The organism is Microvirga sesbaniae (genome assembly GCF_025460805.1).
GTDB classification, from domain to species: Bacteria; Pseudomonadota; Alphaproteobacteria; order Rhizobiales; family Beijerinckiaceae; genus Microvirga; species Microvirga sesbaniae.
In genome coordinates this window covers 5001-29063 of record NZ_JAMXFJ010000001.1, presented here as the reverse complement: position 1 = coordinate 29063, position 24063 = coordinate 5001, and the positions used below count along the sequence as shown (strand labels likewise).

At 63.5% G+C, this 24063-nt stretch carries 20 protein-coding genes; 6 read left to right on the top strand and 14 right to left on the bottom strand.

Annotated features, from left to right (window positions below):
• Positions 1–65 precede the first annotated feature (65 nt).
• Genes OCW50_RS00125 through OCW50_RS00115 form a run of 3 tightly spaced genes read right to left on the bottom strand, consistent with a single transcriptional unit; the run spans position 66 to position 3192 of the window.
• A complete protein-coding gene (locus tag OCW50_RS00125; RefSeq protein ID WP_262296017.1) occupies positions 66–1067 on the bottom strand; it encodes a metallophosphoesterase family protein in 1002 nt (333 codons plus the stop codon).
• A complete protein-coding gene (locus OCW50_RS00120; RefSeq protein WP_262296016.1) occupies positions 1064–2899 on the bottom strand; it encodes an AAA family ATPase in 1836 nt (611 codons plus the stop codon). The genes OCW50_RS00125 and OCW50_RS00120 overlap by 4 nt, the downstream gene beginning before the upstream one ends.
• Entirely contained in the window at positions 2896–3192 is a 297-nt protein-coding gene (locus tag OCW50_RS00115) for a hypothetical protein (protein ID WP_262296015.1), read from the bottom strand. Before OCW50_RS00115 ends, OCW50_RS00120 begins: the two co-directional genes overlap by 4 nt.
• A 290-nt stretch (positions 3193–3482) precedes the next feature.
• Here OCW50_RS00115 and OCW50_RS00110 point away from each other — a divergent pair, with 290 nt between their 5' ends.
• The 3 genes from OCW50_RS00110 to OCW50_RS00100 are packed head-to-tail and all read left to right on the top strand — an operon-like array spanning position 3483 to position 4822.
• Complete coding sequence (locus tag OCW50_RS00110; RefSeq protein ID WP_262296014.1) at positions 3483–4097, top strand: hypothetical protein; 615 nt, start codon at positions 3483–3485, stop codon at positions 4095–4097.
• A gap of 5 nt (positions 4098–4102) precedes the next feature.
• Positions 4103–4516, top strand: a complete 414-nt coding sequence (locus OCW50_RS00105; RefSeq protein ID WP_262296013.1) for a hypothetical protein — start codon at positions 4103–4105, stop codon at positions 4514–4516.
• A gap of 30 nt (positions 4517–4546) precedes the next feature.
• Positions 4547–4822: a hypothetical protein gene (locus OCW50_RS00100; protein WP_262296012.1), complete on the top strand. Its 276-nt coding sequence runs from the start codon at positions 4547–4549 to the stop codon at positions 4820–4822.
• Between the two features lie 55 nt (positions 4823–4877).
• On the opposite strand, the gene OCW50_RS00095 is transcribed toward OCW50_RS00100, so the two are convergent.
• On the bottom strand, positions 4878–5684 hold the full coding sequence (locus tag OCW50_RS00095) for a class I SAM-dependent methyltransferase (RefSeq protein WP_262296011.1): 807 nt from the start codon (positions 5682–5684) through the stop codon (positions 4878–4880).
• 244 nt (positions 5685–5928) lie between these two features.
• Here OCW50_RS00095 and ssb point away from each other — a divergent pair, with 244 nt between their 5' ends.
• Positions 5929–6429, top strand: a complete 501-nt coding sequence (gene ssb / locus OCW50_RS00090; protein ID WP_262267645.1) for a single-stranded DNA-binding protein — start codon at positions 5929–5931, stop codon at positions 6427–6429.
• 635 nt (positions 6430–7064) lie between these two features.
• On the opposite strand, the gene OCW50_RS00085 is transcribed toward ssb, so the two are convergent.
• A complete protein-coding gene (locus OCW50_RS00085; RefSeq protein WP_262296010.1) occupies positions 7065–7979 on the bottom strand; it encodes a hypothetical protein in 915 nt (304 codons plus the stop codon).
• Between the two features lie 277 nt (positions 7980–8256).
• Here OCW50_RS00085 and OCW50_RS00080 point away from each other — a divergent pair, with 277 nt between their 5' ends.
• Positions 8257–9003: a LuxR C-terminal-related transcriptional regulator gene (locus OCW50_RS00080; protein WP_262296009.1), complete on the top strand. Its 747-nt coding sequence runs from the start codon at positions 8257–8259 to the stop codon at positions 9001–9003.
• A gap of 135 nt (positions 9004–9138) precedes the next feature.
• On the opposite strand, the gene OCW50_RS00075 is transcribed toward OCW50_RS00080, so the two are convergent.
• The 8 genes from OCW50_RS00075 to OCW50_RS00040 all read right to left on the bottom strand — a co-directional run bounded on the left by OCW50_RS00075 (position 9139) and on the right by OCW50_RS00040 (position 20086).
• Positions 9139–11538: a WD40/YVTN/BNR-like repeat-containing protein gene (locus tag OCW50_RS00075; RefSeq protein ID WP_262296008.1), complete on the bottom strand. Its 2400-nt coding sequence runs from the start codon at positions 11536–11538 to the stop codon at positions 9139–9141.
• Between the two features lie 116 nt (positions 11539–11654).
• Positions 11655–12506: a WecB/TagA/CpsF family glycosyltransferase gene (locus OCW50_RS00070; protein WP_262296007.1), complete on the bottom strand. Its 852-nt coding sequence runs from the start codon at positions 12504–12506 to the stop codon at positions 11655–11657.
• 89 nt (positions 12507–12595) lie between these two features.
• The gene (locus tag OCW50_RS00065; protein WP_262296006.1) at positions 12596–14044 is read right to left on the bottom strand and encodes a GumC family protein; all 1449 of its coding nucleotides are present in this window, start codon (positions 14042–14044) and stop codon (positions 12596–12598) included.
• A gap of 171 nt (positions 14045–14215) precedes the next feature.
• The gene (locus OCW50_RS00060) at positions 14216–15244 is read right to left on the bottom strand and encodes a glycosyltransferase family 2 protein (RefSeq protein ID WP_262296005.1); all 1029 of its coding nucleotides are present in this window, start codon (positions 15242–15244) and stop codon (positions 14216–14218) included.
• Positions 15241–16560 carry a hypothetical protein gene (locus tag OCW50_RS00055; RefSeq protein ID WP_262296004.1) on the bottom strand — a complete coding sequence of 440 codons (1320 nt, stop codon included), beginning with the start codon at positions 16558–16560 and terminating at the stop codon, positions 15241–15243. Before OCW50_RS00055 ends, OCW50_RS00060 begins: the two co-directional genes overlap by 4 nt.
• The gene (locus tag OCW50_RS00050; RefSeq protein ID WP_262296003.1) at positions 16553–17890 is read right to left on the bottom strand and encodes an O-antigen ligase family protein; all 1338 of its coding nucleotides are present in this window, start codon (positions 17888–17890) and stop codon (positions 16553–16555) included. Before OCW50_RS00050 ends, OCW50_RS00055 begins: the two co-directional genes overlap by 8 nt.
• Before the next feature lie 171 nt (positions 17891–18061).
• On the bottom strand, positions 18062–19177 hold the full coding sequence (locus OCW50_RS00045) for a glycosyltransferase (RefSeq protein WP_262296002.1): 1116 nt from the start codon (positions 19175–19177) through the stop codon (positions 18062–18064).
• Between the two features lie 81 nt (positions 19178–19258).
• Positions 19259–20086, bottom strand: coding sequence for an exopolysaccharide biosynthesis polyprenyl glycosylphosphotransferase (locus OCW50_RS00040; RefSeq protein WP_262296001.1), 828 nt, complete (start codon positions 20084–20086; stop codon positions 19259–19261).
• Positions 20087–20699: 613 nt separating this feature from the next.
• Here OCW50_RS00040 and OCW50_RS00035 point away from each other — a divergent pair.
• On the top strand, positions 20700–21935 hold the full coding sequence (locus OCW50_RS00035; RefSeq protein WP_262296000.1) for a calcium-binding protein: 1236 nt from the start codon (positions 20700–20702) through the stop codon (positions 21933–21935).
• 511 nt (positions 21936–22446) lie between these two features.
• Here the strand turns inward: OCW50_RS00035 and OCW50_RS00030 are convergent.
• Positions 22447–23766 (bottom strand): family 16 glycosylhydrolase, encoded by a 1320-nt coding sequence (locus tag OCW50_RS00030; RefSeq protein WP_262295999.1) that lies wholly within the window; start codon positions 23764–23766, stop codon positions 22447–22449.
• Positions 23767–24063: the final 297 nt, after the last annotated feature.

The window sequence follows — 24063 nt, the reverse complement described above, 5'->3', positions numbered from 1 at the left end:
CTGAGCTCCCTCGCGGCGCGCGCCGATGGGGGGGGGGCCCCCGGGGGCGCCCCCCCCACGATGCGCTAGGACTGCGTCGCGTGGCGCTCGACCGCTTCGCCCAGAAGGGAACGCACGATGGCGCGCACCGCGTCCGACGTATTATCGGATGCGAACTTCGCCTCGATCTCGTCGCGGATGATCGACCCGTCGCCGCTGCGTTTCAGCTCCGTGGCGGATTCGGCCTGCAGCAGGGTGACGAAGGCGCTCTCGACCTCCCGCGCCACTGCATCCCCGTCAGCCGCGTCGACCACGCGTCCGGTGAGATCGAAGACATTGCTTTCGAACGGCAGAGCCTGAGGTTCGAGTCCGCCTCCGGCATCCAGGATCCAGGCGCGGGGAACGTGATCCGCGAGATCGACGGATTGGCGCGTGATGGTGCCGGGATTCATCCAGCGGGTGCGTCCGGCAAGAACGGATGTCTGCGTCTTGTGGATGTGTCCGTTGATCAGCACGTCGCAGCCCTCGACCGCGAAGGGCGGCACCGCTCCCGGATAGCCCCCGTCGAACGCGATGTCATGATGCGTGAACCAGGCGTGAAGGTCGACGCCGGCGAATGAGCCGCGCGCATCGGTCGGAATCGCCTGACCGTAGGGCGTCATCCCGATGCCGATCCGCCGCGCGCCGATCTGGACCTCGGTTACCGGAGATGACGCGGCCACGACGTCGATCACGTCGCACAGGCCCAGGAGCGCCAGCGAGTCGCTGTCGGTCAGCGTCGTGTGCTGGATATCGTGGTTGCCCACGTTGACGATGGGCCGGTGCCGGAAGCCCTTGAGAACGCGGATGAGCTGGTTCTTGAGGGCCTCGTCGGTCTCGACCGGCCGGTCGAACAGATCGCCCAGGATGACGACGGCAAGCCCGCGCTCGTTGGCGACGGCAACACAGCGCTCGAGCTTGCCGAGAACGGCCTGCGGCCAGACGGCGTCCTTGCGCCGCCCCGGCCGCCGCGAGCCCACATGCGGATCTCCGATGACCAGGACACCGTTGCAGGCGACAGGGGAAAGTCGATCTCCGGACAGGATCATGCGGTCAGCCGCTCCGATGGCGTGGGGGAATGAGAAGGATGGGCGTGATGGTCCAAGAGGGTCTCCGGCTTGACCGGTGAGCCGCAAGTGGGGCAAAGGCCGCCAGTTTCCTCAATGAGCTTCGCCATGTCGGCCTGGACGGATGCAAGACCCTCATCGACCTTCGCGAGCCGGCCCTGAGCAATCAGAGCGGCGCTGCGAAGATCGTTCACGCGTTTCAGAATGTTTTGCGCCGACGCAGTGTTTTCAAGGACTGGAACGCCATCGGGCAAGCCGCGCAAGGCGGCCAGCCGCGTCCTGCTCTGAGCGAGGCGCCGTCCGAGCTGCAGGACCCGCTCTCCCAGCCGCTCGCGCTCGCGCGAGCGCTCCACCGTGCGCGTCAAACGCGTCAGTTCCTCGGCGTCCGGAAGCGTTGCCGTGACGGTCGCCCGAGCCTTCGCCTTGCCCAGCCGGCGATCGAGATCCGCAATCTGCGACATGCGCTGCTGCAATCGCTGGAGGCGTGCTGCGGCGTCATTGAGATCGTCCCCTTGCTGTCGGATGGCCGACAGCCGGTCCTTGAGACGATCGAGAACCTGCATGCCTTCGAGCGTTTCCTCGACGGCGATCAGTTCCCGTTCGCCATTGCGCACGAGATCGTTGTCCCGCCGGCAGCGCTCGCGATGGATGACGAGCATGTCGCGGATATAGCCGGCCTCCTGGCCGATCGAGAGCACGGCCGAGCGGCGCGACGGCGTCTCGCCGAGAAGGAACACGGGAAATTTCTGGTGCGCGATATGGACGTCGAGATCCTCCACCTTGCGGATGCGGATGAGATCGGCGACCCAGTCGGGAACATTGCGCCCGCCCGTCTCGTAGCGCATGCCCCGCTCCTCGACGACGGAACCGTCCGCCTCATGCAGGGACCAGACGTTGACCGGGGAACGGCGGGGCTGACGCGTGAAGCGCAGGACCCTGTTGCCGGCGAGGCCGATTTCGACCCCTGCCGCCTTCGCGCCCGCCCGCACGAGGCTGTCTCGGGCCTCGCCGTAGAACACGGCCCGCAAGGCACGGATGAAGGTGGATTTGCCGCGGTTGTTCGGACCGATGAGCGCGTTCACGCCCGGGCTCAGAGGCAGCGTCGCATCCTCGTAGGCCTGCACGTTGACGAGCCGGATGAACCGCAGGCCCGGCTGCCCATCGTCCCACGCGGCGGCTGTGTCGGTCGACTGCACATCGACGCCCGAGACCGGCTCTCCGACGATGCGGGCGATGTGGAACTTGCCCGAGAACTGCGACAGGTCGTGGTGAGACACGGCCAGGCACTGCACGCCGAGCCGGGCGGCGCCGTCCTCCAGCACCTTGTAGAAGGAGGAGACGCGATCCGGTGCAATCCAGCAATCGGCTTCGTCGAGGGCGAGGAAACGCGCGACATCCGCCTTGACGACTGCGATCAGGCGCAGCGCCATGCCGATCACGTTGGTCAGCGCGCCGCCGTTGTCCTCCAGCACGTCCTCGAGCGTGCCGTCGGGCCGGCGCACGCAGATGTCGAGCGAGGCCAGGCCGCGCTCCGTCGAGAGATCCAGAGCCACTGGCTTCTCGCCCGGCAGCACCTCCTGGACGAGAGCCGTCAGAAGCGTCTCGAACGCCGAGAGGCTGCGGCGGTTGGCGCTGCCGTGCACGGCCTCGATGAAGGCTTCCACCTCGTCCTTGACGGCAAGCCGCCCCTTGGCGAGTTCGATCGCACGCGTCAGTTCCCCGCGCCGCGTCCGCAAGGCATCGCGCCGCCCTTCCAGACGTGCGAGGGCAGCGGCCGCCCGCGCGAGGTCATGATCGACGGACGGCGCGATCAACGCTCGTCTCCAAGCTGCTTGAGACGGGTTTCCACCTCGCGCAGGGCGGCGGCGAATTCTTCGGCGAGCTTGGCATTGCGGGCCTGGGCATCCTCGATCAATCCCTGGAGCTGCCCCTCGTCGTCCGTGCCGAACTCCGACAGGGCGAGGGCCTGCGCTTCTTCCAGCTCCCGGGCGAGACGCTCGACTTCGCCCTCCGCCCGGATCCGCTCCGCCCTCAGTCTGTCGAAGGTTTTGCGCATCTCCTCCAGGCGTCGGAGCTGGTCCGTTTCGAGGCGTGAGAGAGTGGTCATGGCGTCGCGAATCCGCTGCGTTGGAATGGTCGAGCTTCAGTTATCGTCAGCGGTATTTCGCCGCAACGACTTTGCCTCTTTTTGAGCGGGATCGGGAGCAAACTCTTCAATCCTGGCATCAGTCCCTCCACATAGTATCGGATACTCCAAGATTACAGTCCCAGAGCGGCGTCTTTGCTTGACATCGCGGAAGCCAGGAGTATGTTCTTGGTTTGTTCGCATCCTGTGTATGCGTCGTGGATGTGACGCCATTAGGGCAGCCGCGCCTGACCACCGCGAAGGAACCTGCGATGACCGCCATGACGGATGAACGCCCGATCTTCGAGAACGAGGAATGGCTCGTGATCGACAGCGGCCTGGAGCACAAGCGGACCGGCTATTTCATCGACCGCGAGAGCCTCGGGCAGCGTCGGGAGGATGGCCTTTGGACGTGGCCGCTGCATATGGCCGAAAAGAGCTGGTGCGCCATGCAGCCTTTCTCGGAAGCCTTCTCCTGTGCGGCCTCCGTCTATGGTGTCACGACCGGCGCCGAGCTGGCGCGGACCTTCAGGATGGCGCGCTGCGAGATTTCGCCCTGGCCGAAGGCCGCGCGGGCGGCCCATCGCGGCGCCAACCCCGTTCCGTTGATCCCGCAGACCTTGCATTCGCAGGCCCTAAACCCCATCTTCATCGAGCCGCGTTCTTCCGAGAAGTCCTTGAACGGTCAAGGTTTTCAGAGCCCGGACAATGCCTGGCGCATGCGCCCTCAGACGAGCGCGCGGCTGTTTCTGAAGTCCCTGCGTGAGCGTTCCGAACGCCCGAGCCTGGCACGGGAAGCCGAGCTCCCCTGGCGGGCGCAGCGCCGGATTCGCAGGACGGGAACAAAGCTCGTCCGGCTGCTGCAGGCAGCCTGGACCACACGGTGAGAGGAATGCCGAGCTTCGGACTTGAAGAGATTATGCGCTACGGCGCGAACGCCTTTGCGGGAGACGTCTCCGGCGCGCAGACCAGCTCGCCTGAGACGGCGGAGGAGTTTGCGCAACACGTCATCGAGGCGATCTGCCATGCCAGCGTGACGCCGAGCGTCGGACGTCGCACCTTCGAACGCTGCATGCGTGCCTTGAGCCTGGGATCGACGGCCCGAATCGGCTTCCGACATCCCGCCAAGGCCGAGGCGATCGACCGGGTCTGGCGCGACCGCGAGCGTCTGTTCGACGAGTACAACGGGAGTTCCGACAAGCTGAGCTTTCTCGCGACGCTGCCCTGGATCGGTCCCGTGACGAAACATTCCCTGGCCCGCCGGCTCGGCATCTACGCCGAGCATGGACAGCGGGCCGTCGCCTGAAAACGAAACAACAAGAAGAGGTATTCCCCCATGAGCAAGGTCCGCGCAAGCGATGTCGGCTTCTGCGTCGTCGATGACAACGCCAATGTCATCGCCGACAACCTCGTTCACCGCATCCGCGAGGCTGCCGTCGATATGGAAAGCCAGGTCAACCGGCTCTACCGGGGACGCCAGGCCTATGATCTCGAGGAAGGCACGAAGCTCGATCTCGACAAGGCGATCGAGCAGTTGGCCTACATGGCCCGCACCCTGCGCGAGATCCGCAACGAGCAGTCGAAGGTCGTCTATCTCCAGGCGGCCGAGTAAGGCAGCCGAGCCGCAACCCACGTTCTCAGGAGCGGTGACCCGGTCACCGCTTTTTTCATGCCTTGACGGCCGAGACGAACAGGACGAGCGGCGCGTGCCGATACCAGCGGCCCAGCCATTCGTGCCTGCGCGCCAGTTCCTCGCCCGGCCGCGGCTCTTCGATCCGCACGATGCGAAAGCCTGCGTCGATGACGGCATTGACGTATTCGGACAGGGTTCGCGGAAACCGCGGCACCGTGAAAGGCTCTCGAGGGGCCTGCCCTTCGGTCCCGTCCCGGCGGCTGAACCGCCAGTGCTCGACGAAGGGCGTTCTCTCGAAATAGCGCCCGACACGAAGCCCCAAATGAGCCCCGGTCCCGTCTGTCAGCCATTCGATCGCCGGGGTGATGAAGCAGGGATGCAGAACGCTGAAGCACAGGGTCCCGCCCGGCTTCAGCACGCGGAACGCGGCGCGCAAGGAGGCGCCAAGATCGGGTCCGTCCATGAGCGCCATGGTGGACAGGGCACAGTCGAAGTCTTCATCCCCGAATGGAGCGAGTTCGCTGAACGATCCGATCTGATAGGAAATCCCGAGCGGCTCCCGCGCCTCCTCCTGCCGCGCCCGTTCGATCATCTCGGTGGAGAGATCGATCCCCGTCATCACCCCGCCGTGCCGCGCGAAGCTGCGGGTGTTGGAGCCCTCGCCGCAGCCCAGGTCGAGCACCCGCCTCCCCGCGATCGGAGGCATGAAGGCGAGGAAGGCCGGCAGCGTGTAGAGTTCGCGGTACAAATCGCGCCCGTGCCGGACCTCCCGGGTCCAGAGGTCGGCGTTGCGGTTCCACGCGGCGGCCACCGCCGCCTCGTCCAGGATCGTATCGGTCAAGGCAGGCTCCTGAAGCTTCGGTTCCCCTATTACACCGGCAGCGACGGCCCTCGGCAACCCGGCCCGGATGCTTCGAGCAGTTTTCTGCGCCCGGTCCGTCTTCGGCTCCCTCTTGTGTTTCGCATGGAACAAATATAGAACAGTGGATGATGCCTCCCGTCAGGCAGGAGTGTGCAACCGACCTGAAAACGTGAGGCATCCCGATGCCCCAGCCGTTCAGGAGAGATGAAGTGGAGAAGCCGTCATGGCTGGAAGCGTGAACAAGGTGATCCTGGTTGGGAATCTGGGCCGGGACCCTGAGGTGCGGCGTCTGTCGAACGGGGAGCCGGTGGTGAACCTGCGGATCGCCACGTCGGAGACCTGGAAGGACAAGGGCACGGGCGAGCGCAAGGAGAAGACCGAGTGGCACTCGGTGGTGATCTTCAACGAGAACCTGGCCCGGGTGGCGGAGCAGTACCTGAAGAAGGGCTCGAAGGTGTATCTCGAGGGCCAGCTGCAGACGCGCAAGTGGACCGACCAGAGCGGCCAGGAGAAGTACACCACCGAGGTGGTGCTGCAGCGCTTCCGGGGCGAGCTGACGATCCTGGACAGCCGCGGCGGCGGCGGGGCCTCGGAGTTCGGCGACGACGAGCCGGGCCAGGTCAGCCGCGGCGGCGACTTCGGGCGGGCGTCCCCGATGGAGCGCAGGCCGGAGCCGGCCGGCGGCTCACGGCACAGCGACTTCGACGACGACATTCCTTTCTAGGGGTTTGCCGTTCGAGCGCATCGACCCCGAAAGTAGGTCCACTTTTGGCGGGCGCATCGTTGAGTGTTGACCCGAAGGGCCGCACGATGCGCTCGGCGGTCGTCCGATCGCGTTCACCGGGACAAGCCCGGTAACGACACCCTCCCACGTCATGGCCGGCCTTGTGCCGGCCATCCCGATCCGGTGAAGCGCGGCGCCTCTCAGAAGCGGGATCACCGGGACGAGCCCGGTGATGACGTGGAGGGTGGTGTGAGGCGGTGCGAACACCCTCCGCACGTCATGGCCGGCCTTGTGCCGGCTATCCCGATCGGAAGGGCGCGGCGCCCTACAGAAGCGGGATCACCGGCACAAGGCCGGTGACGACGGGGAGAGGGGCGCGGCTCTCCCCTGCCGGGGCATGGCCGGCGCGAGGCCGGGGACTCGAGCAATTTCGCTGAACGGGATCCGGTTCACCGTCAAGAAACGCGGCTCGAGCATCGGACGTGACCCGAAGGGCCGCGTCAGCGACCCGCAGAGCCACGCGAGTGAAAACCGGATCCTCTTTTCGCACGACGCGCTCGAGAACACTGCCGACCCTGCGTTCGCAATCCGGGCTTCGGCCTAAATCCTTCATGCGGCCCCTGCCCGGCACCGTCTCAGGCGTCGATCGAGGCTTTGCGGGGGTATTGTCGCGAGCGCTGAGCCCGCTCCACCTCCCGCAGTCTCCGCGCCCTCTCCTTCAGTTCGTCGCGGCTCGACCACCACCATCCCCGCGCGGAGCGGATCTCGGGCGCCTCTTCGGCCTGCACAGGTCGCGTGCGGTAGACTTCCTGGAGGGTCGGCATCCGCCAGTGACCCCAGACGTATCGGGACGAATCGCCCTGCAGATGGGCGTAAAGCCCGGCCGCGGCAGGATCGTCGATGGGATCGACGTCGATGGCTTCGAACACGACAACGCCCCAATTGTGGGTCGAGAGCGGAAAGCCGAGAGGGGGCGGCTCGTCGACCGGCAGCGGGTAGCGCCTGCGGCGGCGCTCCGCCTGCAGCGGCGCAGCCTCATCCGGGCCTTCCTGTCTCTTCTCCTCGCGGCGCCTTCGGCGGGCCTCGGGCTCGTTGCGTCGCGCCGCCTCCTCGATCTCGGGCCAGCGCAGCTTCAAGTCCTCGTAGGAGCGGAATGGCACCCGCCAGACCCTGCCCTCGGGATCCCAGTGGGCCCACGGGATCGACCGCAGCGCGTCCACGATGGTGCGCGAATAGGGCGTGCGCACCATCAGATCGTCAGCGACGGTCAGGTAGGGGCTCTCGAGAGGTTCGAACACGAAGGCGTCGCGACCCTTGGCATCGGCGTGCCGGTCCAGGGTCTCCAGCTCCTGCGCCATCCAGGTGGTCAGCCGCCGCGCGGCCGTCGTTCCCGGCACGAACCAGCGCTCCTCCCCGGTCCGCCACCGCGCCCGCGGGAAATGCTCCCGAAACCGGCGGACGAGATCGCGGTCATAGGGAAACCGGGCATAGGCGCCCGGGCGCTCCTCGTCGTCAGAGGGCATTATTTGAAAGGCGGAGGCGATCTCCATCGGCCGTCACAACCGCTCGCGATTGGTGTCTCTGATCACAACCGCCTGTCCTTGTCTTTGGATCCCTATCGGGCCGGAGGGCCTCTGAGCAAGGAGTCGGGCAGGAGACGATGCCGTTCCGCATCGTCAAGGGCAGCACCGAGACAGTAACGCAACTTTATCCGCAAGCAGGATGCCAGAACCTTATCGCGCAATAATCTGGCTCACGACGAACACAGAAAATTAATCGAGGAGCCATAAAGTAACGGCAACGAAGAGAACTCTGGGGCATATCTTGATGAGTACGGGCGGCCGCGTGGGGCTCATCGCCGACAAGGACTCCTATTTCCGCGTTGCTGCGTCGGCAATACTCACCCAACGCTTCGGCTTCACGGAAATCATCGAGGCGTCGTCCCTGGACGAGGCGCTGGAGCAGTTGACGGAGAACGGTCAAATCGGAGCCGTACTGCTGGACCTGTCGATGCACGGGGCGCAAACTCCGACCAACCTGCGCTCCATGCGGGAATGCTTCCCGAGCGTGCGCCTTGCTGCGGTCTCCATGTCGGCGTCACGTCGCGATATCCTCGTGGCCCTGGAGGCGGGCATCCATGGATATGTGCTCAAGAACCTCCCGGTCGCGGAACTGGTGAAGGGGTTGGCGACCATTCTCGAAGGCGGCGTCTACGTGCCTCCATGCCTTGCGGACCTATCCCCCGAGCCGATCGAGCCGCTTCCGCGGGTCAGCGAAGTGTCACGCCCTCGGCAGACCGCTCATCATGCCGCTCCGGCGCATCTTCTGACCTCTCGACAGAGGGAAGTTCTCGACCTTCTCGTCCAGGGAAAGACCAACAAGGAGATTGCGCTCGCGCTCAAGCTCGTCGAGGGAACCGTGAAGATCCACATGGCGGCGATCTTCCGCTATTTTGGGGTCAGCACCCGAGCGGCGGCGGCGGTTGCCGGCGCCCGCCCCTACCCCAATCGCCCCCGTGGCGTTCTCAACGAATGGCATGACCGCGCCGCGATGGAGTTCGGGACGCCAGTCTAGAGCATCGGACCCAAAAGTGGATTCCACTTTTGCGATTGGATCCGATGCTCCACTCTTGGCTGGCGCATCGTTGACGGCGAAAAACCGGGTCCACTTTTTCGCGCGATGCTCTAGACGTGATTTCCCCTTGGCACCTCAATTGACGTCCACACACTCCCGTTCGATGGGAAACTGATAGGGGGCGATCGTGCACGGCGCTGGCTCTCCGTAAATCCAGCCGGAGCCCATATAGCCGAGATAGACCCGACCGAACCGGTCCGGATCGGCCCCGACCACAGTCACCTGGTCGAGGGATCCTACCGGGAACGTTCCCACGCGATTCCATGTCGCGGCATCGTCGGTCGAGCGCCAGACGCCGTAACGACCGAGCACCTGTCCCGAGATGAAGATTGTCGGATAGGACGATCCCGGCGCGGGCTTCCCGAATGCGACATCGTCCACGTGATCGATCCCGGGAACGAGGCTCCATGAGACACCTCCGTCGCGGCTGCGCCTGAGCCCGGTATCGGGTCCGTCGGCGATGCCGGAGGTGAAGAAGAGATGTCCCTCGTGGCCGGGCACGGCGCGCAGCTTGGCTGCGTACTGACTATGCGGGGCGATCTCGCCCTTGAAGACGTGCTCCCAGTGAGCACCGCCGTCGCGGGTCCGCCACAGGCCCGCGAGAGGTGCATTGTCGACCTCGCCGCTGTGAGCAAGATAGAAGATCCCTGCTCGAACCCGGTCGGCCGCCAGCGTCTTGCGCGCCATGTAGAAGCTCGCGTGAGAGCCTGTCGCGGGCAACCGTTCGCCCGGCAGGACGACACGGGTCCACGTTTTTCCTCTGTCGGTCGTGTAATAGGGAGATCGGTTGAACGAGGGCGCCCAGATGATGTTGTCGATGTCACCCGACGAGACCGCTATCGTTCCGAAGGACATGCGCCACGGATCCTCGATCGCCGTCCCGGGCGGTTGCGGCAGACTTGGAAACTTCGCCCAGCTGCGCCCGCCATCGAGGCTGTAGCCGGCCAGAACCGCATCACCGTCCTGCGAGCAGCAGAACGTGCGGGTATCCGACGCATTCGTGACGACGAAATCAGGATTGGACGGGCTCCAGTCGAGCTGCTGGGCTGCAATCAGGACGCGCTCCTTGGGGCCGTAGGTCGTCGAATAGGCGTCGAGGTCATCCTTGACGTGGATGCCGAAATCCAGAGCGGCAAACAGGGGCGAGCGCCCGCGCGGTTGAATGACGTCGCTTGCGACGAGTTCCTCAATCCCGCGGGTCTGGCTGGTCCAGGTGATCGCGATTGCATTCTCCGGGATGTCCGCATAGTAGACCCCCGTTCCCGCTCCGACCCACAGGCGGTTCGGTATCACCGGATCGAATTGAACCCGGCCCATGGCGAAATAGGATTGGTCGCTCACGCGCAGCCACGGCGGATCCCCTTCGCCGACCTTGGCACGATGCAGCATCGGCCACCAGCTCTCGCCGCCGCTGCTCGAGCGGAAGACGCGACCGCCCTCATCGAAAACGAAGACGTCCGCGTTTGCCGGGTTCACCGCCACGGCGGCGAAGCGTCCCGTCAAGGTCCAGGAATGCTCCGTCAGATTCGTCCAGGTTCCGGTTCGAAACCGCCAGACGCTGCGGCTGTCCCGATCGACTGCGTAGAATGTTCCGTCTGGCGCGAAAGCGCCCTGAGTGATGAGCCGGGGCTGAGGCTCGCCGGTCGGTCCAAGTGGCTCGAAGCTGTTCCCATCGTCGCTCGACACAGACACGCCATGACCCGGCGACATGGCCCAGATCCGCCCGATCGAATGCCCTTTGCGTGGCTCGAACCAAACGATGGTGCCTGGGCTCTGCACGCCGGGGGCCGGCTGAAGATCGGCAGAGGCCGGCACCGATGCGACCCTTTTCCAGGTCTCTCCGGCATCGGTCGAGCGCCATAAGCCGTCGCTGGGGGTTCCGAGCAGGACGTGGTCCGGGTCCACGGGGCTGACCGCCATGTATGGACCGAAATTCCGGTAGTCGCTGTTGGGATCGAAGATCAGGGGAGACGGCAGCGAACGCGAGATATCGACGAAGCTGCCGCCCTGATTGTCGGATCGAAACACCCGGCCCTTGGCGGCCATGTAGATGCGATCCGGCTTTGTCGGAGAAGCGACGATCTCGAAGACCCCTTCGTTCATCCCGGCCTGTGAGCGGTACTCGGTGGGCATTGTCGCGCTGGTGACCAGTTGTACCCAACGATCCAGATCGGGACGCCAAAGATAGGCTCCGTACACGTCGGAGCGCGCGACCCGCGTCGTTCCGGTCGGATCGGCGTCGTACCCGGTGATGAAGCCGCCTCCGCCGACGGCGACACGCTTCCACGCATAAGTCTCCCGTCCGGAGGCGGTGCCTGCCTGCATGGCGGTCTCGACCTCTTTGATCGACGCCGCGAGAACGTCCGACTGGGCCGGCTGCAGACGGATGAGGGTGGTCAGCAGGCCTCCGAAGGCAAGACCGAGAAACGCAAGCGCCCCTGCTCGGATTCCGACCGATCTCCGATCATTCAGCATGCCGAGGTCCAGCTTCCTATAAAACCCGTTCAAGGGAGAATCATTCTGCGCCACGCCTGATGAGCCCGCAGCGATTGCGCTGGCCCTTTAAGCGGTTCGGCATGCGGGCAACAGGATCAAATCTGCTTGGTCCCCTGCTGTCCAGCCGCCCCCAGAGGGGTGGTCGGAGACGGCGTCCCGAACAGCGCCGCCTTGATGTACAGAAGGCAGAACTCCCGGTAATCGACGAGGTAGCGCCGCCACAGCCGTTGAGGCTCCCGGAAGACCCGGTACGCAAACCTGATGTTGAGGCGGTTCACCCAACCTGGGTAATACTGCAATCCGCCATCGAGCTGGTCGAGATACCCGCCGCAGGTGAACCCGCATCCCCGCCACCCCTGGTGGGCGAGGGAAATCAGGAAGTTCTCCTGGGCGATGCTTCCCATTCCACACACGACGATGGTTGGGTTCGCACGCAACAGGCGCTCTCTTGTCTCCTCGAGATCGCCATAGCCGCTCATCGCCGCGACGATGCGCAGCTTCGGGAAATGGCGCTGAAGCTGAGCTGCCGCCCGCGCCGCGACCCCCTCGCCCCCGCCGACCAGTGCCACACCGAGATCGAGATCGCTGGCAAGCTCGAAAACAGGCAGAGCAGCCGATGTGCTGTCGAAGCTGATCCGGCAGGCATCGCGCTTCTGAAGCTTCTCGATTGCACGGGAAACCCCGACGCCGTCGGGCAGAATGGCATCGAACCGGGTCAGCGCCCGCGCAAACGAGGGATCGTGCCGCGCCAGCTTGATCGAACTCGGATTGACGAATGTCGTCAGGAACGTCTCGCCGGCCCGGACCTTCCGCCGCACGACCGATATGAACGACTCCAAGCTCGCATAGGCATCGACGGGCACGTCGAAGACATTCACCCTCACCTGTTCGGCACGAGGAGCTTCCAGGGATTGCCCCTGTTCCGAAAATAAGACTTCTTCATTCATCAGGATCGCCCCTCGACCGTCATCCGACAACCGGGCCGAGGGACATGCGGCTCCCGCGACCCGGTCGGTACCCTGTTCTGCGCATCCGGCTACGCAGCGCCTCGCATGCCCCCGTGCCGCATCAGCTCTGCGCCGTGATGGCCCGGTCCCACCCGGCGACGCGTCGAGAGACTCGTCAGAAGCAGCATGATCGCGCTGATCGAGAACAGCCCGGCGAGAACGCCCACGGCCAAGAAGACGACGGCTTTCGGAGAACTCGGCCGTGTGGGAACGGTGGCATCCTGTGCGACCTGCAGCTTCGAGAACTGCTGAGCGCTCAACGCAGCCGCATCCACTTCCTGCTCGACGGCCTTTCGCGCGAACAGTTCGGAGCTGTGGCTTGCAACATCCAGGTTCTGCTTCAGGCGGGAATACTCGGTTTCCTTGGCGGAGAGTGTTTCCAGATCGCGACCGATCGCCTCCAGCTCCGCCTGCTGCCTCACGCTCAGGGAGTTCAGGCCGGCCAGATCGACGTTGGTCCGAACCAGCATCTGAACCGTATCCTGATAGACGCGCACCAGCAGCAATGGCGGATCGCTGTTCTTGACGTCGGAAGTTACGTCCTTCTGGTCGCTTTGACCGCGCGAAGCCTGCGATTCCTTGGCAAGCGCCGCGATCTGAGGCGATATGTTGGTCAGCTTCAACGTCGTCAGCTGCTTGGCCAGCTCCCGGACCTGAGCCTCCTTCTCAGAGATCTGCCCGCGGGTCGAAGCCAGAGACGTGAGCAGGTTGCTGCGCTGGCTCAGAAGGAGGTCCCTCTGCTTTTCGATCGAGAAGACGGCGTTGCGGCGGCTGTATTCGCTCAGCTCCGACGACGCGCGCTCGAACTCCGCACTGTAACGCTGCTTCTGCATGTCCACGAACTTCACGGCGCTGGAATTCGCCGCGAGCTGCGATTGTCTGGATAGAAAGCTGTTCATGACCTGCTGCACGAACTCCGCAGCGATCTTCGGGTCCCGGTGCCGGAACGAGACGCGGATAAGGTCCGTCAACGGCTCAACTCTCACCGAGATCAGTTTCGCCACCCTCTCGTAAGCCTGGTCGGCCGGGCTTTTCGGCCTTTCCGACGTCTTGAGCCAGGTATTGACGGTGCTGCTCGCCACGGTGAGCAGGTCGACCACGCTCGTCGGCGGTTCGGTCGCGGCGTACAACCGTTCCGCTCCGATCTGCTTGATTGCGTCGCGGAGGACGGTTTCACTCTGAATGATCTCCGCCTGAGTGTTCAGGAACTGATCCTGGCGCAGAATGGACTGGCTCTGGCTGTTGTCCCCAATCTGCGGACGCCGGTCGGCCTGCGCGATCAGGAAGGAGGAGGATTCGTATGTCGGTGTGATCGAGGTGAAGACAGCCCAAGCCGCCACGTTGCAGGCGACGAAGGACGCCAGCAGCGTGCCCTTCCACTTCCACGCCATGGTGAGAAGTTGCTTCGGCGAGACCTGGGCCGCATCCTCCCAAGCACCCCGGGACGAAGCGAGAAGATCCTTATGATGTATGCTCATCTCACAACTACCTTTCGGCCATCGAGCCTCGCCAATTGAGGCAGAACGGCATTATCCAAACGTATCGAGTCGAAGTCTGGGGTCCTCGACGGTCGAAGACCCGGGTTTCTCGGCATCGTCCACTCGCCGGCTCGGCCCGTCATCTCGCTGACGGCGCGGGGGCGCGGTCGGTCATGCGGACAATCTGATCTGACGGGGACTGGGCTCGCGCAAGATCAGGGCCGCCAGCGGCTGTTCGGGGGAAACCCGCTTCCGCAGGAAGCCCGTCACGAGTCCCAGGGCAAGGGCATTCCAGCTGACGAACGAGTAGACGCCCAGATTGAGTGAGGACCGTCGAAGCGCGAGCGCCGCCACAGGACCGATCAGGAGCGCCAGGAGCAATCCAGCCTTTGCAACGGCAGGCAGCATCCAGAAGGGCGAGGAAAGCAGCAGCCCCCACCAGGCGATCACCGCAAGCCCGTTACGGACATGGCCGAGCCTGCGCAGAACGATCGGCAGATGGCCGTGCCCGACCGCGCCTCTCAGAACCTCGCCCGCGCCGCCCGAATAGCCGGTTCTGATCCGGCGCCAGAGCAACTTGTAACCGTCGGTACGGTGTCCATAGTGATGCACGGCGAGCCGATCGATGCGGGCCAGCCTCCAGCCCCGGCTCTGGAGCCGGGCGGCGAGATCGAACTCCTCGAATGCGTGCAGGTTGCGATCCGCGAAATAGCCGATCTCCTGCAAGGCGGACATCCGATAGAGACCGCCGCAATCCAGCCGGTCGACAATGCCGGGACGCCAAGCCTCGTCCTTGCGCATCTCGTTTGCCCGGATCGCGAACTCCTGATTGGAGACGTTCACGTCTCGAACTTCGCCGCCGACGCCGGCGATCTCGGGATGAGCGTCAAGAAACGCGATGGCCGCGGGAAGAAAATCGGGCTCGATGACCATGTCACCGTCCATGAGGTAGAAATATGTCCCTCGCGCATGCTGGAAGGCGAGCTGAGCGCCCGCTCCGCAGGAACGCTCGGATGGATTTGCCAGCTGAACGATCCGGACGGGAAAGTCCTTGGCGATGTCGACGGTCCGATCGGTCGAGCCGCTGTCTGCGAGAACGACTTCCCCGCCGAAGGGTTGAACCGCCTTGACGGCGCTCGAGAGCGCTGACGCGATGTGCTTCTCTTCGTTGAAAGCCTTCATCCCAATCGTCACTATCATGTCCGTGTCTCGCTACTCGTGAGGGAAGGAATCGCTCGCGCCGTCGCACGCCAACGTCGCGCCTGGTACCGGGTCCAGGCGGCGAACATGGCTTCGCCCAGCAACACGCCCCCAAGGGACCAGAGAGGACCGCCGAGGAGGAGGAGCATGGTCACGGCGGCGATCGAAACCACCGACGAGACGATGCTCGCGTGAGCCAGCCATCGAAACATCCCGGCGGCCTGGAGCAGGACACTGTCGGGTGTGCGCAGGATCCTCACGAACGTCACGGCGAGCCACAGGGCCATCCCCAACGCCAGCGTGGCCCGCGGGTAATGACCGGGAAAGATCACTTCCGGACCATACGCCATGAGCAGGACGGCGGCTGCGACGGTCACTGCCCACGTCAGAACCAGGACGAGAAGGAATGTTCCGGTGGATCTCGGAACGGATCCGCTATCGCCCCGCGCGATCTGCCGCGCCATCTGAGGACGTTCGAACTCGGTGAGGGCGTTGCTCACGACGTTGATCGGGCGAATGATCAGCGCACTGGCGGCGATCGGGGCGAACCCCAGCGGTCCGCTGATGAGCGTCACGATATAGGCATGGGCATTGACCGTGGCCTCCGTCGTGATGACGCCGAAGAGAGACCAGCTTGAGTGCTGCCGCCAGATATGAGCGTAGCGGGCCAAGTGGCGCAGTTGGATACGGACGAACTGGGTCAGGAAATACTGCCGCCCGAATGGCAACAGGCTCACGGCGGCGCTGATCAGCAGCGCCCCGTAGGGAAGATCCGGCGTGCCGGTGCCGAGGAAGGCGATCAGTCCGATTCCGATCAGCAATCCGCCGCTGTAAACAAGGTCGGAGGCGACGGTCCGATGGGCGGCCCCCACCGCGTAGGCGTGAGCGCGTGCAACCCAGCGCAGCAGCGCAACGGCCGCATATCCGGCGAACAGCGCCGCTGCAGCGGCGGGCACCTTCAGGCCCAGCCCGAGGACGAGGAATGCACCGAACGCCAGCACCGAAAGAGCCAGATTGACGGCAAAGAGGCTGCTGACCAAGTGCTGGCCGCTTTTCTCGTCCTGCGCCATCACGATGGGTAGAGGGGCGCAGAACAGCGCACTCCAGAGGCCAGTGCCGAATTGAGACAGCACGAGCAGGAAGGAGAAGCTCCCGAACGAAGCCGGCGTCAGGAGATGCAGCAGCTGCAGGGACAAGACGAACTGCGTTGCCGCCGCTGCCACGGGGCCGATCGTCGCCATCGCGTAGCGAACGATCCTCGTAGCGTGGCCACGCAGGTCCGGGTGCCCGACGTCAAGGTTCAGGACCTCAGCCATGACGAACCTCCCGCAACTCCGCCGGAGCACCGGATTGCCGGGATGTTTCCATCTCGATCAGCGCAATCGTCAGGACAAGGAAGACCTGAACGATGCTGTCCCGGTCCAGAAGACTGCTCTCGGTCATGTTGTGCCCGGCGCAGAAAAGCATGAACGCCATGAGCATGGGGCCGCGCGTCCGCGTGGCCGTTCCTGCCGCCAGCTTCAGGATCGGCCAGAGGATCAGGGTCGCGACAGCGAGCACAAGACCAGGCGCGCCGATCTGAACGAGCAGATCGAGATATCCGTTGTGGCCATTGCCGACCTCGACGACCCAGTCGTTGGAATACCGATAGACTGGCCCGACAGGCCCGATGTTCCAGAAGGATCCGTAGCCGGCGCCGAGCAGCCAATGGTCCTGCGCATAGGTCAGCAGAACCAACCAGATGCCGCCCCGCCCCGTCAGGGCATCCTGGCGCTCGAACGGCGCGAGCAGTTCTTCCCAGTAGCTCACCCCGAGCACCATCAGGACGATGCTCAGCATCGCGGCGCCGCAGATCAGCGGCAGCAGGTAACGGGGGTTATACAATGAATAGAGATAGCCAACCCCCAGGGCGAGCCCTGTCAGCCGCATGGAGGTCTTGGAACTCGTCATGTAGAGAAAATAGGCGGCTGCGGCGATGACGAGCCAGCGCAGGATCGGCCGGATACCTCGCGCGTCGAACGCGTACGCGATGATGGTAAATGCACAGAACGCCCCTGCGAAGTTCTTCTGCATGAGGATGCCGCGCCAGTTGCCGACGAGCCCGGGATCGCCGACCTGTGCGACCTGATGGATGCCGAAGCTGGGCGAGGCGATGACGGCGCCGTAATTGGCGATCAGAACGAGAAGCAGAACCCGACGCATCACGGTGACCGTCTTCTCGTAACCCAATTGCGGAACCGTGATGAAAACGGTCCAGATGACGAGGGTCGTCAACGTGATGCGCCGCACTGCGGCACTCGGATCAAGCGCCCATGCCAGGCTGAGCCAGCACCAGCCGAGGGTCAGCACCACGCCGACGGGTATGGTCAGCAGGCGACGAGGATCATGGGTGACCTGCATGGCCATGACGGCTGCCGCGAAGACGAGGCCATAGCTCAGCTGGCGCATGAGGCTGCCGCCTCCAGCGGACGGCACCGTGTCGGTCGACGCATAGGGGCCGAGCGCCACCAACAGCAACAGCGCGAACATTGCGGCAACCGCAAGGGCGAGACGCGGCTGCCCCGCTCCTGCATCGGACGATGCGCTTCTGACCTTGCCCGCATAGGGCTCCGACATGTCTTGGATGATCGTCCGAGAGATGGTCATGGATGTCAGGTGGGCTCTTGGTTGATGGAGGAAGGGCGGGAGGATTTCCGAGAAGGCCCGCGGCGCTTCACGGCTTCCATGCGGTCGAGCTCGCAAGGCTCGCGGCATCGAGAGAGTGTCGAGGCTCCGACAAAGAGCTCCGCGCAGCAGCGACTCGGCACAGCGTCGCGCTCATGACCCGTCTCCCAGCCTCTGATAGGCTTCCAGCATCGTCTCGAAGGTCGCACTGGCTCCAAGGCGGGCGCTCAGTTCGCTCCAAGCCCTGTACCGGGACGGATCGTCGATGAGGCGTTGGATTTCCAGGGCCAATTGCCTTTGATCGTGGGCATCGACCACGATTCCGCAGGTGGTGCCATCGGGTGCGGTGACTCCCTCGACTTGGCTCGGAACGTCCGATACGACGAGCGGAAGATGCAGCTTCGCCGCCTCGATCAGCGCGAGACTGTGCCCCTCGAACAGACTGGGCTGAACGAAGACGTCCGCATCAGCCAGCAATGTGAGCGCTTCCTCGCGGGAGCGATGGCCGACGAAGAGAACCCGGTCCGTGACCCGGAGATCCGCAGCGAGCGATTTCAAGGCCTCCTCGTCCGGGCCGGAGCCGATGATGTGCACCTCGACATCCGGCATCAGAGCGGCCGCCCGCAGAAGGACAGGGTAGTTCTTCTGCGGCGAGAGGCGGCCGATCGCAACGACCTTGCGTTTCCTGGCCATGGATCGGTCTTCGGCAGACGCGAGGGCCTGCAGGTGGCGCTCGATGCGAGGGGGCAGAGCATTATGGATCGTCATCCGCTTGCGCCGATAGACGCGAGGCTTGTCGACGAGCGAATCGCTCACCGTCCTCGACACGCTCACGATGGACCGAACGCTCCTCAACGATCCCGTCCAGTGATCGACGAGATTCAGGAGACGGTTGTAGGTGCCCACCTGTGAATGGTGTGAGATCACGACATGGGTCGAGGCCCCTGCCAGCCTGGCCGCCACGGGCGCCAACACGTTGGCGGCCGGCATCGCCGTGAACACGGTGCGTGGCGCCTGGTTTCCGACGAGACGAACCAGAGATCGGAGAAGGCCGAAGATGCCGCGGATCGACCGCGGCTTCTGCGGCACAACATACTCCCAGGGCAGAGAAGACCGGGCGGCATGACCGGCCTGACCGTGCGGGTAAAGCGCCATCAGGCGAGCATCGATCCCTCGCGTCCGGAATCCCTCCGCCAAGTCCGCCCAGAGCTCCTGGACGCCGCCCGGCGAGGAATGTGTCACGAGAAAAATGGCAGAGAGTTTCGTCATTGAAATGCTTCAACACTGTCCGACATGGAAGCCCACGTCGCTGATCATCAATGGCAAGGCGAGGCTTAACGGCGGACCGGGTCAGTAGGCCGCTGGATCATGAAGAACGAGGCAGACGGTCATCACCAGGATGCGGATGTCGAGAGCCAGGGACCAGTTATCGATGTAATGGAGATCATAGGCGACCCTGCGCTCGGCCTTCCAGAGTTCATCGAGTTCTCCTCTGAGGCCGTTCACCTGCGCCCAGCCCGTCAATCCGGGCTTGACGCGATGGCGCAGCGGATAGGTCGGCACGGCGACCTCCAGCCGTTTTCCGACGACTTTCGTGTCCAATGCATGCGGACGGGGGCCGACGAGAGCCATATCGCCCAAGACGACGTTGAAGAGCTGCGGGAGTTCATCGATGCTCAGCTTCCTGATGATCCGGCCGACCCGGGTCACGCGCGCGTCGTTGACGCTGGTCTGCTGCGCCCCGCCGTAATCCGCAAGGTCGGAATGCATGGAACGGAACTTCCAGATCTGGAACGGCTGCTGATCAAGACCGGTCCGGGTCTGACGAAAGAAAATCGGGCCGCGGGTCTCGGCCTTGATGGCAAAGGCGGTCAGGATCATGAGCGGCGCGAGCAGGATCAATGCGACCGCAGCACCTGCGATGTCCATGATGCGCTTGGCGATGCCCGCCAGGTCAGCCTTCCGGCATTGCGCAGCATAGGCTGTCGCAAGCCTCTCCTCACTCGCAGGGAAAGCAATGATCTCCCCCTCCCCGCTGCGCCCAAGCGGCTGCGCGTTGGACAGAGGGGAATGGGCATGGTTCGAACGTCGCGGCGATCTCTCGCGCAAAGCGGCGTTTATGTAGATCGGATGAGTGTCCGCGTCCGCGCCGCCTCGGTATTCGGTCGAATGCAACATTGAAACAACGCCCCCGTGCCATTTACGAAACGTTAATCATGAAACCGCTCCGGCTATCAACGAATTTATATACCTTTCGGCCTATATACCCCGAAATTCCCACAGCTTTGACGCGGGAGGCCTAGGCCGTATGGCTTAATTTGGAAGAGCTCCCAACCGGGGATACAGTGGATGTGGTCGCCGCAAAGATTTTTCGATTGCCGGAGCATCTCCGCGTGCAGGAACGAACATGGTCATATTGGTCACAGCTGCCATTGCGGGCGGACTTATCACGATCGTAAGCCTCTGGAACTATGGGGCTATTGTGGCATTCGGGTGCGCCCCCCTCGGCGGCAGCCTCCTCGCCGTCATCGCCGCAGCGCTCTTTGCAAGGAAACAGCGAAGCTCGAAACAGCGCTGATGATCGGGGGCATTTGCCCTATCCACAAGTTTTCGTCAGGGACGCTCCCCGCCGGCTTCGCGCCGAAATTCCCTGCCTGGTTAACTCCTTAGACCTATGCCGTCGGGACTATGCCTATCGATCTACCTTGCCGTTGCGTAACTGCCTGCTGGCATTGGCCCGACGCCTATGCGATTGCGTCCCCGAGGTAATGTTTCCCAGGGGGCATCCACGATGGCTACGACCACCGCACAGAGCTTTGCCGGCCAATCCGCACGGCACGAAGAATTCGTGACACGATCGGCCGGCGACATCATCGTTTCGGCCGGTGCCGGCGACGACTACATTTCGGCTTGGCGAGGCTCTGACCTGCTCAGGGGTGGACTGGGGCGGGACTACATCGACGATACGGGTGGCAACAACCTGATCATCGGCGACGACGCCCTCTACACGGAGGATGGCGGCGGGGACTGGATTCTCTCCTGGGGAGCGGACACGATTTTCGGATGCGGCGGCGATGATTTCATCAACGGGCGCGGTGACGACGACCTGATCGACGGCGGCTACGGCAATGACGTCCTCTGGGGCGGCTATGGATTCGACGCTATCGCGGGCGGTGGCGGCGACGACATCATCTACGGTGGCAGCGCCGCAGCGGCGCCCTATGCGTTCTCCATTACCGTCACCTATTCCGGGCTTACCGACACCGCCATTGCTGCGCGTGTCTGGGAAGGCGTAGACGGCGGGTTGGCTCTGGATGACGCCTCTGCCGATTACCTCGATGGCGGCGATGGCCGCGACCGGCTCTACGGTCAGGGTGGGAACGATACCCTGGACGGAGGCTCCGGAATCGACTGGATGGATGGCGGCTCGGGCAACGACACCTACATTGTCGATGAAACCTATGACGTCGTCGTCGAAGCTGTCGGCATGGGTTATGATATGGTCAAGACGAGTGCGAGTTTCACTCTTGCATCGGGAGCCGAAATCGAGGTTCTCGCAGCAACGGGGCCGGGATCGTTCAGGCTGATGGGCAATTCATTCGCGAACACGATCATGGGCGGGTCCGGCCGGGACACCATGGGCGGCGGTGGCGGCAACGACCGTCTGACCGGTGGTGCGGGCAAGGATGCATTCCGGTTCGACACGAAGCTCGGCAATTCCAAGACGGATCGCAGCGTCAATTTCGATACGATCACCGATTTCAACGCCAAGCAGGACAGAATGCAGCTCGACAATGCCGTCTTCAAGAAGCTCGGCGCCGGCTCGCACAAGCTCCCGAAGCTCCTGAACAAGGACTTCTTCGTGACGGGAACGAACGCCAAGGACGCGAACGACTACATTATCTACAACAAGAAGACCGGCATCCTGTCCTATGATGCGGACGGGTCCGGTTCACGAGCCGCGGTCGAGTTCGCCCGTCTGGAGAAGCACCCGTCCATAAGCTACAAGGATTTCTTCATCATTTGAACGCGACGGGGCTCCGGTGCGCAGTGGAGGGGGCGGCGCGTCCCGGAGTTCGGGCACGCAAACGAACTCGGAGGCGCTGGACCATTGGTCGGGAACAATGAACCCACTTGTCCCGTCCGATGCTCATTCCTTGAAGCGCGCATCGTTCGGTGCGCGAGAGCATCGGACCCAGAAGGGGAAACCACTTTTGGGATCGATCCGATGCTCACGTCCTGAAGCGGCGCATCGTTCGGCGCGGACCCAGCGGGCCACGCCAGTGACCCGCAGGGCCGCGTCAGTGACCCGCTGGGACACACGATGCGCTCGTCAAGCAAGAGAGATGATTCCACGCGAGGGGAAGCAGCTCTAAACCATCGGGCGTGTCATCGAACTCACGCCCGATGCTTCAAGCTTTTGTTGTGGAGCATCTTTTCACGCAAGACCAGCTCCCACTTTTGCGCGCGATGCTTCAAGCTCTTGTTGTGGAGCATCTTTTCGCGCAAAACCGGCTCCCACTTTTGCGCGCGATGCTCTAGATGATGAAGATGTCCAGGTGGCTGATGGCAGCCTTGTTGCTGAGCTTGGCAATCTCAACGAGGCCGCCCGCTTCCGAGCCGTTCTTGTCGTAAGAGAGAACCCCCGACTTCTTATTATAGACCAGGTAGTCGTTCCCATCCTTCGCCTTGCCATCGGCGGTGAAGAAAGCCTTGCTGAGCTTGATGGGATTGTCCTCGGTTGCCGTCTTCAGGCTCTTGTAGAACGACTTGTTGGACTTGAAGAGATCCTTGTCGAGCCAGATGGCGTCGTCCCTGGCCGTGAAGTCCTTGATCGTATCAGTGTTGGACTTTGCCAGTTTCGTGTCGAAGACAAAGGCATCGCTTCCTGCGCCACCGACCAGGACGTCACGGTTGCTCTTGCCGTTGATGATGTCGTCGCCGCTCTGACCCGCAAGCGTGTTTTTGGCGCTCGTTCCCACGAGGATCTTATCGATGGACGGTTCGATCGGGAGAGCCGGATCGTCCGGGAGAGTCGGCTGAGGGGTATCGGGTGCCGTCTCCGGCCTCGCCGTGTAGGCCCTGATGTAGTCGATCTTGAACGAGGCCGAGAAGCTCTGATCGGCAGCAGGCCGCCCTTCCCAGACGCCGCCGACGTTCAGGTTCGCGATCATGTACATGGGTTTGTGCATGTCGCTCGGCGTGGCGACCTGGGCAACCTTCACGCCATCGACGTACCAGGTGATCGTGTCCGCCTGCCAGTCGACCCCGTAGGTGTGGAAGCTCGCCGAGGCGTCGGAAATCGACGTCCAGTTCCCTGTCTGGCGATGCGTGTCGTCGATCCTTGTTACACCATCGACCTGACTGTGGACCGTCGTGTAGAGAGTCTCAGGATCGGATCCGACGACCTCCATGACGTCGAGTTCTGGCGGCCAAGAATTATCGGTCGGCAGCAACCAGAAGGCTGGCAGAGTGCCGGCTGCAGTGCTGACTTGAGCGCGGATCTCGAAATAGCCGTAGAGCTGCGAGAACTCGTGATAGGTCGTGATGACGCCCGAGGTATATCCATATGCCCCCTTCGGATCGCGATAGAGAGTATCTGATCGTTGGGCTGTTATCGTCAGCACACCATCCTGGACATGGAAGGTATCGCCGGCCTGGGGGTCGTAGGCGTCGGGCTGCAGGTACCACGTGTCGCTCGCCGCCGACCAGGCGAAGCCCTGATTGGCCCATGAGGCCATGGCGAAGCCGGGACGTGTATCGAGCCCGCTCCTGCCGTCCCATAAATCGAAGCTGTTGAACTCCTCGGCGTAGGTCAGGGTTGCCGTGGTGGATAGCTTACCGGGATCGATCTTCATAGGAAATCAACTGTCTCTGCCGCGGCCGGAAGCCGGCTTGTTGATCGGTCGGTCTCGGGCGTGACCGCTCCGGTGCTTCGTTCGCCGATGCGCCGGAGATGCGGCCCCTGAGCACGTCTTCGTTTCATGGGTGAAGAGGTCACGGTTGCGATAAGTCGACCGCGGGAGAATGATGCTCATGACAGAGGGAGGGTGGCTTGGCCCCACGCGAGTACATGCGATATACTGCGCCAAACGAACGAATACTCATACTCATGCTCCGACAATGGCATGAGGAGAGTCTTAACCTGTTATTTA

Coding starts and splice junctions, on each gene's coding strand:
- OCW50_RS00050 (WP_262296003.1), bottom strand. CDS start 17,890: ATGACCATCTCTCGGACGATCATCCAAGACATGTCGGAGCCCTATGCG.
- OCW50_RS00070 (WP_262296007.1), bottom strand. CDS start 12,506: ATGAATGAAGAAGTCTTATTTTCGGAACAGGGGCAATCCCTGGAAGCT.
- OCW50_RS00105 (WP_262296013.1), top strand. CDS start 4,103: ATGCCGAGCTTCGGACTTGAAGAGATTATGCGCTACGGCGCGAACGCC.
- OCW50_RS00045 (WP_262296002.1), bottom strand. CDS start 19,177: ATGACGAAACTCTCTGCCATTTTTCTCGTGACACATTCCTCGCCGGGC.
- OCW50_RS00065 (WP_262296006.1), bottom strand. CDS start 14,044: ATGAGCATACATCATAAGGATCTTCTCGCTTCGTCCCGGGGTGCTTGG.
- OCW50_RS00040 (WP_262296001.1), bottom strand. CDS start 20,086: ATGTTGCATTCGACCGAATACCGAGGCGGCGCGGACGCGGACACTCAT.
- OCW50_RS00060 (WP_262296005.1), bottom strand. CDS start 15,244: ATGATAGTGACGATTGGGATGAAGGCTTTCAACGAAGAGAAGCACATC.
- OCW50_RS00115 (WP_262296015.1), bottom strand. CDS start 3,192: ATGACCACTCTCTCACGCCTCGAAACGGACCAGCTCCGACGCCTGGAG.
- OCW50_RS00075 (WP_262296008.1), bottom strand. CDS start 11,538: ATGCTGAATGATCGGAGATCGGTCGGAATCCGAGCAGGGGCGCTTGCG.
- OCW50_RS00055 (WP_262296004.1), bottom strand. CDS start 16,560: ATGGCTGAGGTCCTGAACCTTGACGTCGGGCACCCGGACCTGCGTGGC.
- OCW50_RS00030 (WP_262295999.1), bottom strand. CDS start 23,766: ATGAAGATCGATCCCGGTAAGCTATCCACCACGGCAACCCTGACCTAC.
- OCW50_RS00080 (WP_262296009.1), top strand. CDS start 8,257: ATGAGTACGGGCGGCCGCGTGGGGCTCATCGCCGACAAGGACTCCTAT.
- OCW50_RS00125 (WP_262296017.1), bottom strand. CDS start 1,067: ATGATCCTGTCCGGAGATCGACTTTCCCCTGTCGCCTGCAACGGTGTC.
- OCW50_RS00110 (WP_262296014.1), top strand. CDS start 3,483: ATGACCGCCATGACGGATGAACGCCCGATCTTCGAGAACGAGGAATGG.
- OCW50_RS00100 (WP_262296012.1), top strand. CDS start 4,547: ATGAGCAAGGTCCGCGCAAGCGATGTCGGCTTCTGCGTCGTCGATGAC.
- OCW50_RS00085 (WP_262296010.1), bottom strand. CDS start 7,979: ATGGAGATCGCCTCCGCCTTTCAAATAATGCCCTCTGACGACGAGGAG.
- ssb (WP_262267645.1), top strand. CDS start 5,929: ATGGCTGGAAGCGTGAACAAGGTGATCCTGGTTGGGAATCTGGGCCGG.
- OCW50_RS00035 (WP_262296000.1), top strand. CDS start 20,700: ATGGCTACGACCACCGCACAGAGCTTTGCCGGCCAATCCGCACGGCAC.